Source organism: Salirhabdus euzebyi (assembly GCF_014207435.1).
GTDB classification, from domain to species: Bacteria; Bacillota; Bacilli; order Bacillales; family Alkalibacillaceae; genus Salirhabdus; species Salirhabdus euzebyi.
In genome coordinates this window covers 154,426-166,610 of record NZ_JACHGH010000004.1, presented here as the reverse complement: position 1 = coordinate 166,610, position 12,185 = coordinate 154,426, and the positions used below count along the sequence as shown (strand labels likewise).

Genomic DNA, 12,185 nt, shown 5'->3' with positions numbered 1-12,185 from the left:
AAGCATTTAACTATACTGATTCCATACAATCTGCTTTGGGACTTTACATAACATCAGGACTAAACCCTTTTTTTGAAACCTGGAGAGTAACATCCGTATCGAGTAGTTCTTGCTGAAACATTTTTTGAACTACTTTATATGCTCTTGGATTGTACCACTTTTCTAAACCCATTTGTTTATAAGTATCATAGATTCCAAGTTTTGCCGTTCGTTTCCCTCCACTACCATCTCCCATCCAAAAATCATCTATCGTTATTCGTGTTGCTATATGTTTTAGCTTTTGAGGGAATTCTTTTGAACAAGGAAGTAGTGGTGCTATTGTTGCCTGTGTCTTGATCCCTGCAGCTGTTATTTCTTTTAAAACAGACATTCTTGCAGAGATTGGCGGAGCTTTAGGTGAAAACGCCTTTCTCACCTCTTCTTTATCCGTTTCTATCGTGATGGAAATCCTAATCTTATCCCCAAACTGTTTAAATAAGTCGATATCCCGTTTTACTAACGGAGACCTTGTTTGTACATGTAAAAAATCTGGTTGTTCCTCAAGCATTACTTTTAATAATTTTCTCGTTAATTGCGTCTTCCCTTCAATTGGTTGATAAGGGTCAGTAGCAGATGACATAAATATACGTACAGGACCTTTCTTCTTAGCTTTTATCATCTCTTTTTTCAAAAGCTCTGATGCATTCGTTTTAATGTCAATCCACGTACCCCACTCTTGTTCCCGGTACATAGAAACAGGCATTTCCCTCACATAACAATAGTTACATCCGAAAGAACAGCCAGTAAAGGGATTTAACGAATGAGTAAAGTCATCAATTGCACCACTAGCTGGTGTTAATATACTTTTGGAGACAATATCTTTGAGCTGTACTTTCATGTTGATCACCTCGACGTAAATAGATTGTAAAGTGCATTAAACATCATGAAATAAAAGAGCCCTTCTATACGAAAAGGCTCTTTTATGGATCAAAGTTTTTTAATTGTCATTTCTCACAAGTAACGCAACACATTCTACATGAACGGTATGCGGGAATAAATCAACCGGTTGAACCTCTTTTAATATATATCCAAATGGCTCTAATTCTTTAATGTCTGTTGCAAATGTATCTGGATTGCAAGAAACATAAACGATACGTTCAGGCTGGGAACGACCGATTCTTCTCATTACCTTTCCACCTGCACCAGATCTTGGTGGGTCGAGTAAAAGTAGTTCTGGCTTTCCGAAGGTTTCATGAATTTGGTCAATACCTTTTCTCGCGTCTTTTGCTAAGAAATGTGTATTGGATATGCCATTGTCTGTAGCATTCCGCTTTGCAGATTCAATAGAGCTCTCCACAATTTCAATACCTGCAAGCGCTCCAACTTTACTTGCGAATGGAAGAGAAAACGTACCGACACCACAGAAAAGGTCAATCATTTTTTCCGTTTTCTTCGGCTCGCCCATTTCAACAGCCAAATCTACTAATTTTTGCGCTTGTAACGGATTTGTTTGGAAGAACGTATCGAACCAAAGTCGGAAACGGTAACCATCCATTTCATCATAGATAAAGTCACGCCCAGCTAACGTATGGCTCTTTTCGGATTGTGTTCGATCAGCCCAATCCCTATTTTCAAGCCACATTAAACTTTTTACTTGTGGAAATTTTTCCCCGATTCGCTTTATCAAGTCTTTAACTGCTGCATCTAAATGACCTTCAGGTGCTTCCGTTGCAAAGAGTCCAAGCATAATTTCACCTGTAGCAAAGGATTGTCTTACCATTAAATGACGAAGTAACCCTTCATGTAAATCTTTATTATATCCGCTTAGTTGATAATCTTTCACCCATTTGGCTACTTCCATCGCAGCTTCAACCATTTCTTTACCTGCAATGAAGCATGTTTCTAGTGAAATGATTTTTCGGAAATTCCCTTGTTCGTGCAAACCAAGTGCACCTTCCGGAGAAAACGTAAACTCCATTTTATTGCGATAATGCCAAGGTTCATCCATCCCTATCGTATCCTTTACTAAATTAGGATCAAAACCTTGTACTTCAATTGCGTTCTTCACATGGTTCGTCTTTTCTTTTAACTGACCAGTGTATTGCCAATGTTGCCATACACATCCCCCACACAAATCAAAATGAGGACATGGTGGTGTCATTCTTTCGGCATTTGCCTCTAGTATTTCTCCAGGCTCTACTTTTCTTCTCTTTCTTTCCGGCTGGTCAACCGTTACCTTTACTTTTTCCCCAGGAAGTGTTCGCGGTATCGTAAGTTTTAACTTTTTAGGATTACCTTTTTCATTCTCGCGCCATATTACAGCTCGTCCTGAACCTCTATCATCTAATTGGCGTATTTCTGCTACCATCGTTTCCCCTTGATTCGTCGTCATATTTAGCCCCTCCTTCATAAAAACTTCATTCTCTATTTAAAAAAAAACTCATTTATATATGCATTCATAATCCACTCAAAAAAATTCACACGTTATCCTATTATAAAGGACAAACAACTATTTTGGAATCATATCACTCTTAGTAGATATTAACAACATCATAGAAGCTCTATCGGGTTAGATAAAACTTGGCTTATCGCCAATTCCTTATGGCTAACACCTTATTTTTGCTTATACTTTAACCTTTAACAAACCTAAACCTTCTTAAAGTACAAACAAAAAACCATATTCCCAAATGGAGAATATGGTTTCCTTTACTTTATTAACTACCCATTTTCCTGCGAGTAGTGCTTGTTTTCTTCGTATGTTGGCTCTTCATGCGTTGGTTTCCGCTAAAACCACCATTTTGGTTGTTTGCCCCTTGTTGATTTTGTTTCTTTTTTTCCAATTGTTGTTTCACGAGTTCTTGCATGCTAAGTTTCTTTTTTGGTGTTTCTTCTATTTGTTGGTCTTTATTGTTTTCTTGTGACATTTCGTTGTGCTCCTCTAACATTCAATTTGTTCTTACATTTCTATTATAATCCAAGTTAGGAATTTTTACTTTATTTTTTTATTTTACCTTGGCAACCCCAAGTGCGTAATGACTCCATAAGACATGCTCAACAAATTCTACTGTGCTTTCTTGACACTCAATGATCAGGATAACTTCTGCATGTTTCCCTTTTAATCTTCTTTTTTTCTTTTTCAACACTAGCTCTGTAAAAAGTCGTATGATAAAACCGATGATAAAGCCAACAACTGCTCCTATTAACCCCCAGTATATCGGACCCCAGGTTAAGATAAATCCTATGCTCGCTCCAATTACAGCAAATGCAGTCGCTAGCGCCATGCCTATATCCACAAATGTTGTCCCATCTGACCGATGAAGGGTATCGACTATTTTACGTTCATCCTGTCGTTTATCAAGTGGAACAGCAAATATACATTTCCTCTGAATTCCCTTTTCTTCTAGTTTCGATATCGCTAATTCAAGAAAGGCATTATTCTCAAACGTTGCAAATACTTGCATTTTTTCACTTCACTTTTTGTCCTTTTCGTATCCTGAAAGAAGGATTTTGAAAATGTTCTCGTAAATAATCGTTTTGTTCTTTTTCATACAGTTTATTATTTTCAACAGTCACCGTATAGGAGTCAAAAACAGAAAAACCGTATAGGGATGGGAAAAACAGGAGCCATTCCGGACTTAGTACAGCAGTTGCTTGTTGCGTTTCTCCTAGAAATAAAAGATTTACAGCCTCTAATGCATGGGAAAAATAAAAGAAGATAACAGACCAAATAACTACAAATGCTGCTGTTAAAATTCTATGTATATACAACTGCCCCAAACCTGGCATAAAGAGCGACCATATTACAGATAACCATGGTTCCCTTTTGTCTAAGTAATTTATTTCTATTGGTGATATACTAAACGAATTAAAACGGTGGTTTTCTCGATCTGCCAACAAAAATACTTTGTTCATATCAACCGTTGTTCGATAACTATCCCATATGGCAAAAATATATACAGGGATATAAATAAGGAGCCAACGTGTATCTAATACAGATTTTGCCATTTCTATATTTCCTTGAAACGAATAAATCATAGCAAGGTTTACATTTGCCATGATATTGACGATTACTTCCCAAATAAATAGTAAATATCCTCTAATATATTTTGAAAGTAGTAAGTGGCCAAATCCAGGAAAAGCTGCACTCCACCACGCAACAACGTATGGATTTCTCAAGTGCATCTGTGTTGTCCCTAAAACACTGACGTGTGCTTTGTAACGTCTTGCTGTATTGTCATTCGTATAATTGTTCATGAAATGTGTCACCTAAAACGAAATTTTACTTATAGTATTTTTTAAAAAAGCTAAAATATACGGTTGCTCTTCTTTAAACCACGAATGAAAAGGATACAAGATATTGATTAATCAACTATATTTTTTTCACAATCCCCTTTATAATAGATAAGATGACTTTTAACTAGGAAAAGGTGTGAATCATGAGTTTACTAACTGTACAAAATTTAACGCATGGTTTTGGCGATCGTGCGATATTCGATGATGTTTCTTTTCGATTATTACAAGGTGAACATATTGGGCTTATTGGTGCTAATGGTGAGGGTAAGTCCACTTTTATGAATATTATTACTGGGAAGCTAGAGCCTGATGCCGGGACAGTTTCTTGGTCCAAACGAACTCGGGTTGGATACTTGGACCAGCATGCTATTTTAGAGCAAGGGATGTCTATCCGCGATGTGCTACGTACAGCGTTTCAATATTTGTATGATATGGAAGCAGAAATGAATGCGTTGTTTGCAAAAATGGGAGAAGTAGGACCCGAGGAATTGGAGCAGCTCTTAGAAGAAACAGGCCATATGCAGGATTCCCTTACGAACAATGATTTTTACACAATTGATGCGAAGGTAGAAGAAATTGCAAACGGGCTAGGTTTAATTGAATATGGATTAGATCGGGATGTACATGACCTAAGTGGTGGTCAACGTACGAAAGTACTTCTGGCAAAGCTTTTATTAGAAAAACCAGATATTTTATTATTAGACGAGCCTACTAACTATTTAGATGTGGAACATATAGAATGGTTAAAGCATTATTTACAAAATTACGACCATTCATTTATTCTTGTATCCCACGACATTCCATTTTTGAATAGTGTTATTAACTTGATCTATCATATGGAAAATCAACAACTGACACGCTTCCCAGGGGATTATAACGAATTCCTACGCGTATATGATATGAAAAAACAACAACTCGAAGCAGCTTATAAGAAGCAGCAAAAAGAAATTGCAAACTTGAAAGATTTTGTTGCCCGTAACAAAGCAAATGCAGCAACGAGTAAAATGGCAATGTCCCGTCAAAAGAAATTAGACAAGATGGAAGTCATCGAGTTAGATGCGGAAAAGCCAAAGCCTACGTTTAACTTTAAAGTAGCTCGTACTCCTGGTCGTTATTTGTTTGAAACACAAGACCTAATAATTGGATATGATGAGCCACTGTCCCGACCGCTTAATTTGGTGATGGAGCGCGGGCAAAAAATTGCATTATCAGGTGCAAACGGAATTGGGAAAACTACGTTGCTTCGGAGTATACTTGGTGAGATAAAACCTGTATCCGGATCTGTTCGATTAGGCGAGCATCTGCATATTGGCTACTTTGAACAAGAAATAAAATCGACAAACAACAACACATGCATCGAAGAAGTGTGGGAAGAATTCCGTCACTTCACTCAATATGAAGTTCGTTCTGCTTTAGCTAGATGTGGCCTAACAAATAAACATATTGAAAGTAAAGTACAAGTATTAAGTGGTGGCGAAAAGGCAAAGGTCCGCCTATGTAAATTAATTAATCGAGAAACGAACCTACTCGTACTCGATGAGCCAACAAATCACTTAGATCAAGATGCCAAAAATGAATTAAAGCGTGCGATTAAAGAATATAAAGGCAGCGTACTTCTCATCTCCCACGAACCTGAGTTTTATCAAGGTATTGTAACCGACGTGTGGAACTGTGAGGATTGGACAACAAAGGTATTTTAATAAAAATAGGTGTCGAGAACTGGAATGGTTCTTGACACCTTTTTCTTTTTAGTGGAACATTTTGTGAAACAAGATATTTCGGGCGGTGACAGGCACTGATTTAAAAAAAGATGAAACTTTTTTGCTTGCTACATTATCTAACTTTTAGGTCGACCGGAGAGGAGTAAGATAATTGGATACGATAAAATTAGTAAAAAAAGCGCAACGTGGTCATGTAGATGCGTTTGAGCGATTAATTATATCCCATAAAACAACGATGTACCGGATTGCGAAGACAATTCTACCTTCAGACAATGATTGTGCAGATGCAATCCAAGAGGCGATAGTTAAGGCGTATGAAAAAATCCATACACTTAGGGAGCCTCAATATTTTAAAACGTGGTTGTTGCGAATTGTCATGAATGAATGTAACCAGATTCATAGACATCGAAAAAATTTAATTTCTTTTGAAAAATGGACAGAACCTGCAGCAGAAGATCACTCCTTTACTCAAATAGAAGTGAACCAGATGCTCGCTACTCTTCCTAAGGATCAAGGTGATATTTTAACACTCTTTCATATAAACGATATTTCCATTTCTGATTTAGCCCTAATGTTTGAAGTACCAGAAAACACGATAAAAACTAGATTACGACGGGCAAGGGAAAAGGCGAAAGAAATATGGGAATTACAAGAGGAGGAGTTTACCAATGGAAAAATGGGAAAAAGAACTAATAAATAAAGTAAATACGGCTATTCCTGACTTAGTCGATGAACGGATAAATATAACATTAAAACAACTACCAAGAAAAAAGCGCACACCAAAAAGTATTTATTTTAGCTCGATTGCTGCTGCTACAATTTTTCTTTTATTCGGATTATCTTACCTATCCACACCATTTGCGAACACAATGGGATCTTTACCTGTAATAGGATCTGTTTTTGAAATGGTTGGAACGATAGGGGAGAAAAAAGGATTCGAGCAAGGTTTAACCACGTATCTTGGAGAAGAAGTAGAAATAAAGGATCAATACATCACGTTTACCGAAAGCCTTTATGACGGTGGAAGTATTCATATTGGTTTTATTGTTCACAACCATGAAGAAGGTAAGGCACCAGAAAGGTTTCTACAAGAAATAGCTGTCTATATTAATGGAGAAGCTCCTAGTGGTTATGGGATGGGAGTAGATGGCAAAGTGTTAGAGGATGGCACCTACATCGGTACAATTAATATCGAGTTAGATTCCAGCGTTCCTGATTCATTTATGCTTGGCCTAGGGGATCGTGATAGTAATTCTCTATACGTAGAACTCCCTGTAGAAAAACAAGGAGAAAGTGAATCTTTTCTCGTAAACGAAACAAAAAAATGGAAAGACCAATTAATGTTATATAAAAAGGTAACCTTCTTCCCTACTTCTACCGAAATTACGTATCAAACGGTTATGAACGAAGATGAGTTTCAAACACACCATATGGATGTTATTGTTTACGATGACCAAGGACGATTACTTCAGCCATTCAGCGGAGGTGGTAGTGGTGGAGGGCCTAAAGACGGCAAAATCACACAAGAATTTAGTTACCATTTCGAGCCATTTGACACCATTCCTAAATCGTTAACGATAAAGCCTATTTTAAGTAAAATTGAAGATTACACTCCAGACTTAAATAAGAAAAAGTGGGAAGGGAATGGATTCACCTTATCCCAGGGTGAAATTGGCTCAGTAAAGATAATCAATCTGAAAGAGGAAAGTGAAACAGTAACCCTCCAATATGAGGTACAAGGTGGTCATACGTACGACCAAGTTGTTACTGTTTGGCTGGAAGATGCTAATGGTAATTATATAGGGGAACAAGGTACTCCTTTGCGGGTAGAGGGTAGCGTTAACCAATACGAAGCAACTTTTACTTCTGTCGATAGCACAAAAGATATATATGTAGTAACTGCAGAGTTACAGCCAATTGAGTTTGTGGAGGAATTAGAAGTGACGATTGATTTAAATCGGTCAAAATGGAAGGAATGAGGATGTTAAAAAAAGTCAGGAACTTAGCGTTCCTGACTTTTTATAATAAATTATAAAATAGGCTTTTTCCGAAGATTCGTTGCCTGTTCAAAGGCAAAAGCGATCTTAATAAGTATACCTTCCCGAAAAGCTCCACTAGCAAAGGTAATACCGAATGGCCGTCCATTCTCTTGATATCCTGCTGGTACTGCAATGGTCGGATACCCTGCTTTTGCACAAATAGTAGATCCGATATAGGAAGGAAAAAGAATAGCATCTAATCCGTATTTCTCTAGAGCATAATCAATCCCTTCCTCTTGGGAAAAATAAACATCCTCCACTTTCGCCTTAAGATATTCCGAATTGCTCAAAGTGTTAGGTAGCTTTTCCCTATATTCCAGCATATTTTGTCCATATTTTAAGGCTTTTTCATGATGAAGGTTATTAAATTGTATTAAATCCGAATCAGTATGAACTGGAGCATGAGCCGGTAAGGCATTCAAGAAGTTCCCCAAACTATGTTTCATTTCATAAATAGGTACACCAAAACTCCATTCTCTATGGAAAGAAGGTATGTCAATGTCTTCCGTAACTATTGCACCTTTTTCACGTAACGTTTCCATTACATTTATAAATAGGTTCTCATCAAATTCTCCTGACTCATAGTAGCTTTCTGGGGCATCCCTAAAAACACCTATTTTTACATCTTTCAATCCGTTTACATCTAAAAAAGTAGTATAATCTTCTTTTTCCATGTAATTTGTTTTAAAAGTAGCAGGATCTGACTCGTCCTTACCTGTTAGTGCACTCAATAAAAGGGCTATGTCCGTTACATTTCTAGCTATTGGTCCTGCAGTATCCTGTGAGTATGTAAAAGGAATTATTCCTGAACGACTAATTAAACCAACAGTAGGTTTCAGCCCTACTAAACTATTTTGGGTTGCAGGACTAAGAATAGAAGCATCAGTCTCTGTTCCAATTGATAACGGTACAAAATTGGCAGCAACTGCAGCCGCTGAACCAGAACTAGATCCACCTACAAATAGACTTCCAGGACCATACGGATTTAAAACTTGTCCCCCTCTAGCACTGTATCCTGCCCACATATCCAGGGACATTCCGTTTGCTAATTCCGTCATATTCGCTTTCCCTAATATAACTGCCCCAGCCTGACGAAGCTTTTCTACTAAAAATGCATCTTTTCTACTTATATAGTTTTCTAATGCTAAGGTTCCAGCACTAGTGTGCATAGAATCGTTCGTTTCAATATTATCTTTTACTAAAATAGGAATACCATGAAGAGGGCCTCGTGATCCTTTTATCTTTCTTTCATAGTCGAGTCCTTCAGCAATAAAAATGGCATGAGGATTAATTTCCAGCACAGAATTAATTGCTGGACCTGCTTGATCATATGTTGCTACTCTATCTAGATAATATAAAACTAACTCTTTCGAAGTAATTTCTCCACCAGTCATTGCCTCTTGCAGTTCTGTTACGGATCTCTCTTCTTCTAAAAATTGATGAAAACGTAAAGCCATTATCTTTCTCCCTTTTTGGTAAAATAAAGTAAACCATCCTTTATTTCTTCTTCTTTTGTAAAACCTAGCTTTTCTAATAATTTAATAGATTTTTCGTTGTTTGGTTCAACTGTTGCATCAATAAGAGATAATCCCATCTCCTTAAAGCCAAATTCATTCATAGCCTTAACCGCCTCAATCATATAGCCGTTTCCCCAGAAGGTCTTAGAAAGATCATAACCAATTTCAGCGGACAAACTACCATTGGACTCTCTTATGTAGTGGAATCCACATGTCCCTATAAAGACAGATTCTTCTTTCGTATAAATCCCCCAACGGCACCCTAAATCCTCCTCGTGGGATACGATTAAATCCTTCGCTTCCTCTACACTTTTACAAATTTCAATATCCATGAATCTTGTAACTTCTTCATCCGAAAAATGCTGAAAAAGATGAGCGGCATCATGTATCGTTAAAATTTTTAAAAATAACCTATTTGTTTCTATTGTTGGATAATGAAACGTTTTTTGCACCTTTTTCCTTCTCTCCTTTGATACCTAACCTAACTAACCTATATTTTGGTCCGTACTAGACGTTTTTCCAAACCCCAGCATATTTCTTCTTATATTTACTATCCTCTTCTGATTCCACTAAAACGAGTGCCAAATTTTTCACTTCTTCATCCTTCGTTTCATCATATAGATATCTAAGTCCTTGTACAATATCAAATCTAATCAACGTGTAATTCTTTTCTTCTGTACATTTACGAAATCGGTCTTCTAGATGATTCAATACTAGTTGTTTTTGTTCAGGTCCCGCAAGCGCTACTCTCCAAATGCTTTGAAGGGTGTGCCTTGCCGTAACAAATCTTTCATCTTTCGTTACTTTCCATAAGGTAGGAAAATCGGTTAGCATTCTCTTTTCTGGGTCACTTATTGCTAATTGAGCAAGAAATTGCCCAGCTCTTGACCGTTTATGATTATCCGAATGGGTAAGGTCTTCCTTCAGCTGATTCCAGACCACATATGCCCAATCAACCTTTTCTTTAGTCGCTTCCATAATGTTCGTATAGGCTATGTATTGTTCATTTTTATCTTTTGATTCTAGGTTCTCAAAATTTGTTTTCATTCGTGTATCCATTGTAAAATTTCCCCCTCTATTTTGATTAGTGAGGTAGTGTTAATTGCCAAGAAACACCAAATCGATCCTCTAACCAACCGAACTTTTTACTGAAGGGATAAGTAGCTAATGGCATTAAGATTTTCCCGTGTTCGGATAGTTGTTCAAATGCGCCATTTATTTCTTCTTCATGGTCGCACGTTACATAAAAGGAAATAGAAGGTGTAAAAGAAAATTCGTGATTCACGACACTGTCGGTACACATGAATTCCTGGCCTTTTAGAGTGAATATCGCATTCTCCACCTTGCCTTCTTCCCCAGCTTCGTTTTTCCCATAACGAGAAATACTTCTGATTTCGGAATTGTAGAACAAAGATGTGTAAAATTCCATCGCTTCTTCTGCATTGCCTTCAAACATAAAAAACGCATGAATTTTTTGCATGTCGAGTCTCCCACCTTTACCTACTTTGTTATATTATATCGTAAATTGAGTATAACCAATACCTGCTGTTTTTATAGGGTTTAAAAAAGTACTAGTATTGAAAAAAACACATTTTTCCAATATGATAAATAAAAATTAAGTCTACTACTCGGGATATAATAATTACATATTTTTCAATTAGTAGTTTAGGAGAACTTTAGAAAAGAAGCACTTAAATTCCAAGGGGGAACCAGTATGGATTTTTTGTTTCAGCAATCTTTTGACCTAAAAGATTTTTATAAGGCTAACAGAAAAAAATTTGAAAGTACATTATTGACAGAAGCGGTGAATGTAAGGGAACAAATCGATCAAATTTTACGGATTGGAAATGTAGATCTTGTAAACAACGCGCATCATTTAGTCATTTATATTATGGAGGGACAGGATGAAAATTTACGAGTTTTTGCTAAGCAGGAAGGTATAGCATGGGCGACACACGCCATGGAATTATCATTTAAGTTAGAATGGGTTCAGGCTATTCGTCGAACATTGTGGAACTTTATTCAAAAGTACACTGAATTTTCAAACCATTATACGGTTGAAGAATTTTTTCAACTCGAAAAACAAATTAACAATCGGGTAGATGAATTTCTTAACACGTTTTTTATTCGTTACTCTACATATAAAGATTCTCTTATCCAGGCTCAAAAAGAGCTAGTTAAAAACCTTTCTGTTCCTATTATCCCGATTAACAATAGTATTAGTATCCTACCATTAATCGGTACTATTGATCATAATCGAATGACCACGTTACAGGAAAAAGTACTAACGGAAATTGGTAGAACCCATATTCAAACTCTCATTCTTGATTTATCTGGGGTCGTAGATATGGAAACGGAAGAGATTTATGAATTAAAGAAAATTATTGACGGTGCGGCCATGATGGGCTGCCATTCTGTCATTACAGGTTTAAGAAAAGAAGTAGTGAAAAAAATGGCCATTGAACTTGGTACTAACATAATACAAAACACGAAAACATTAGCAACATTACAACAAGCATTGAAGGAATATTTAATAAGCTAAACAAAAAGCTTTCTATGGTGGCGACAACCATAGAAAGCTTTTTGTTTTAATTATTTCAAAGAAAATGAGCAGGCAATTTGAGACTGAATAAATT

Annotated in this window: 13 protein-coding genes; 4 read left to right on the top strand and 9 right to left on the bottom strand. The window is 36.7% G+C overall.

The window, feature by feature from the left end; translation table 11 throughout:
• Positions 1-43: 43 nt before the first annotated feature.
• From HNQ94_RS08010 to HNQ94_RS07990, 5 genes are all read right to left on the bottom strand, one after another.
• On the bottom strand, positions 44-877 hold the full coding sequence (locus tag HNQ94_RS08010) for an SPL family radical SAM protein (RefSeq protein ID WP_174495702.1): 834 nt from the start codon (positions 875-877) through the stop codon (positions 44-46).
• 99 nt (positions 878-976) lie between these two features.
• Entirely contained in the window at positions 977-2,371 is a 1,395-nt protein-coding gene (rlmD, locus tag HNQ94_RS08005; protein WP_174495703.1) for a 23S rRNA (uracil(1939)-C(5))-methyltransferase RlmD, read from the bottom strand.
• Between the two features lie 322 nt (positions 2,372-2,693).
• On the bottom strand, positions 2,694-2,903 hold the full coding sequence (locus HNQ94_RS08000; protein WP_174495704.1) for a hypothetical protein: 210 nt from the start codon (positions 2,901-2,903) through the stop codon (positions 2,694-2,696).
• 78 nt (positions 2,904-2,981) lie between these two features.
• Complete coding sequence (locus HNQ94_RS07995) at positions 2,982-3,440, bottom strand: hypothetical protein (protein ID WP_174495705.1); 459 nt, start codon at positions 3,438-3,440, stop codon at positions 2,982-2,984.
• 4 nt (positions 3,441-3,444) lie between these two features.
• Positions 3,445-4,233, bottom strand: coding sequence for a hypothetical protein (locus tag HNQ94_RS07990; protein WP_174495706.1), 789 nt, complete (start codon positions 4,231-4,233; stop codon positions 3,445-3,447).
• Between the two features lie 182 nt (positions 4,234-4,415).
• Between HNQ94_RS07990 and HNQ94_RS07985 the strand changes: the two genes are divergently transcribed.
• From HNQ94_RS07985 to HNQ94_RS07975, 3 genes are all read left to right on the top strand, one after another.
• Positions 4,416-5,972 (top strand): ABC-F family ATP-binding cassette domain-containing protein, encoded by a 1,557-nt coding sequence (locus tag HNQ94_RS07985; protein WP_174495707.1) that lies wholly within the window; start codon positions 4,416-4,418, stop codon positions 5,970-5,972.
• 172 nt (positions 5,973-6,144) lie between these two features.
• A complete protein-coding gene (locus HNQ94_RS07980; protein ID WP_174495708.1) occupies positions 6,145-6,693 on the top strand; it encodes a sigma-70 family RNA polymerase sigma factor in 549 nt (182 codons plus the stop codon).
• On the top strand, positions 6,662-7,972 hold the full coding sequence (locus HNQ94_RS07975; RefSeq protein WP_174495709.1) for a DUF4179 domain-containing protein: 1,311 nt from the start codon (positions 6,662-6,664) through the stop codon (positions 7,970-7,972). Before HNQ94_RS07980 ends, HNQ94_RS07975 begins: the two co-directional genes overlap by 32 nt.
• Before the next feature lie 50 nt (positions 7,973-8,022).
• On the opposite strand, the gene HNQ94_RS07970 is transcribed toward HNQ94_RS07975, so the two are convergent.
• Genes HNQ94_RS07970 through HNQ94_RS07955 form a run of 4 tightly spaced genes read right to left on the bottom strand, consistent with a single transcriptional unit; the run spans position 8,023 to position 11,029 of the window.
• The gene (locus tag HNQ94_RS07970; RefSeq protein WP_174495710.1) at positions 8,023-9,489 is read right to left on the bottom strand and encodes an amidase family protein; all 1,467 of its coding nucleotides are present in this window, start codon (positions 9,487-9,489) and stop codon (positions 8,023-8,025) included.
• A complete protein-coding gene (locus tag HNQ94_RS07965; protein ID WP_174495711.1) occupies positions 9,489-10,001 on the bottom strand; it encodes a GNAT family N-acetyltransferase in 513 nt (170 codons plus the stop codon). The genes HNQ94_RS07970 and HNQ94_RS07965 overlap by 1 nt, the downstream gene beginning before the upstream one ends.
• A gap of 55 nt (positions 10,002-10,056) precedes the next feature.
• Entirely contained in the window at positions 10,057-10,608 is a 552-nt protein-coding gene (locus tag HNQ94_RS07960; RefSeq protein ID WP_174495712.1) for a hypothetical protein, read from the bottom strand.
• A gap of 25 nt (positions 10,609-10,633) precedes the next feature.
• Entirely contained in the window at positions 10,634-11,029 is a 396-nt protein-coding gene (locus HNQ94_RS07955; RefSeq protein WP_174495713.1) for a VOC family protein, read from the bottom strand.
• Positions 11,030-11,263: 234 nt separating this feature from the next.
• Between HNQ94_RS07955 and HNQ94_RS07950 the strand changes: the two genes are divergently transcribed.
• Positions 11,264-12,091 carry an STAS domain-containing protein gene (locus HNQ94_RS07950; RefSeq protein WP_174495714.1) on the top strand — a complete coding sequence of 276 codons (828 nt, stop codon included), beginning with the start codon at positions 11,264-11,266 and terminating at the stop codon, positions 12,089-12,091.
• The last annotated feature ends 94 nt before the right edge of the window (positions 12,092-12,185 follow it).